The sequence below is a fragment of the Endozoicomonas sp. SESOKO4 genome, assembly GCF_024606275.1.
In genome coordinates this window covers 1-1961 of record NZ_JAHHPS010000168.1, presented here as the reverse complement: position 1 = coordinate 1961, position 1961 = coordinate 1, and the positions used below count along the sequence as shown (strand labels likewise).

Annotated in this window: 2 protein-coding genes and 1 pseudogene; all 3 read left to right on the top strand. The window is 50.5% G+C overall.

Features of this window, described 5'->3' with window-relative positions:
* The first annotated feature begins 60 nt into the window (after nucleotides 1-60).
* Nucleotides 61-933 (top strand): hypothetical protein, encoded by an 873-nt coding sequence (locus KDK16_RS03145; RefSeq protein WP_257274637.1) that lies wholly within the window; start codon nucleotides 61-63, stop codon nucleotides 931-933.
* Nucleotides 934-964: 31 nt separating this feature from the next.
* Nucleotides 965-1411 (top strand): 50S ribosomal protein L9, encoded by a 447-nt coding sequence (gene rplI, locus KDK16_RS03140; protein ID WP_257274636.1) that lies wholly within the window; start codon nucleotides 965-967, stop codon nucleotides 1409-1411.
* Nucleotides 1412-1639: 228 nt separating this feature from the next.
* Nucleotides 1640-1961, top strand: a pseudogene (locus KDK16_RS03135) (DUF839 domain-containing protein); the annotation flags it as partial.

Sequence of the window (1961 nt, the reverse complement as noted above, 5' to 3'; positions counted from 1 at the left end):
CTGCCATACACTGATCGTCACTGATCAGTCGGCAAACTCTGGAACTGAAGGTATTGCTTGATGCGTAAACTGGCGGAACTGGTAATGAAAAGCCCGAAACATTCATTGTTTCTGGCGGTCATATTTGCCTGTATTCCCATGCTTTTCTGGTTAAGTGCGGCCATTGTATCCCTGGTGGTACTGCGTCGCGGCATTGACCACGGGCTGAAAGTCCTGATATGGGCTCTGTTGCCCGGAATAGCCTGGGCCGCCTTTGGTCAGTACAGCGTATTGATTGGGCTGGTAACCACGTCGTTGCTGGCTTGTGTCCTGCGCCAGACTGTCTCATGGCCGAAAACCTTGCTGGCCGTTGTGCCGCTGGGAGGCCTCGTGGCTTTTGCCATGTACCAGATATCACCCCAGATGATCAGTGCCATGACTGACACTGTGATGGAGTTTTTGAAAAAGAGTCTCCAGAGCAGTGGCAGCGAAGAGACTCTGCAACTGGGTGATCATCTGAGACAGATTCTGGAATACGGCGTCGCGGGTGCTCTGGCCTGGGTGCACATACTGTTTTGTGTCCTGGCTCTGATGCTGGCGCGTTCCTGGCAGGCCGATCTGTTCAACCCTGGTGGATTCGGTGAAGAATTCCGCAAGGTGCGGTTGCCCGCAGCTGTTGGGGTAGGTCTTCTGATCATAACTTTGATGGGGTCGGCATTGTCACCCATGTTGACTGCCCTGGTACCCATCGCATCGTTGCCACTGTTTATCGCAGGTTTGGCACTGGTCCACGGGCTGGTAAAACTGCGCCAACGGGGCAGCTTCTGGTTGATTGGCTTATATATGCTGTTGATCACCCTTACGCAACTGGCATACCCGGTTATTGTTTTGACTGCTTGTCTTGACAGTCTGTTTGATTTTCGCAACCGCGTGAATCAGCAGATTCAGGGCTGACAGGCACTAGGTATAAGGTAAGAGGCTAGCGATGGACGTTATCCTGCTTGAGAGAGTTGCCAACCTTGGCAACCTGGGCGACAAGGTAACCGTTAAAGCCGGTTACGGTCGTAACTTTCTGATTCCTTTCAGCAAGGCTGTGCCTGCTACCAAGGAAAATGTTGAAGCTTTTGAAGCTCGTCGTGCCGAGCTGGAAAAGGCTGCTAACGAAAAGCTGGCTGCTGCTGAAAAGCGTGCAGCTGAAATGGCTGAAATCGAACTGACCCTGACCGCCAAAGCGGGCGACGAAGGCAAACTGTTCGGTTCTATCGGTTCACGTGATCTGGCTGAAGCCATTACTGGCGCTGGCGTTGCAGTAGCCAAGAGCGAAATTCGCATGGGCGAAGGTCCTATCCGCGCTACTGGTGAATACGACATCGCCATCCAGTTGCACACCGACGTTGCAGCGACCATCAAGGTATTCGTTGAAGCTGAATAAGTTTGGCTTTAGCGACGCCTGATAAAAAAATACCCGCGGGTTTCATCCCACGGGTATTTTTTTATGTACTTTTTGTCTCGAGTCTTCCAGCGCCATCATTTAAGTCAGAGGATTATTTTAATTCTGTAATATTGCATACATTTTACTGTAATGCTTGTGTCGTTTAATGAGCCTGCTTTAGAGGATATTAAACAAAAAATAAAGCTGGCTTGAACGAGTAGAGATGACATGAGCAAACATACTTTTGATCCAACGGTATACAACTCCAGTGATAATCGACCAATCTCGGCAGTGCTGGAAAAAGAATTAACTCGTCGGGGTGTTTTAAAACGTGGCGGTGCGCTGGCAGCATTTACTGCGCTGGCCAGTTTTGGTTTAACCGGCTGTAACGATGACTCCGATGATGTTGTTTCATCAGATCTCTCCCTCGGCTTTGACTCTATTTCCGGCTCCAAAACCGATGCTGTCTCTGTACCTGCTGGCTACTCCGCTCAGGTTCTGGCGCCATGGGGAACGCCGCTGAATGATCTGGCGGAAGATTGGAAAGAAG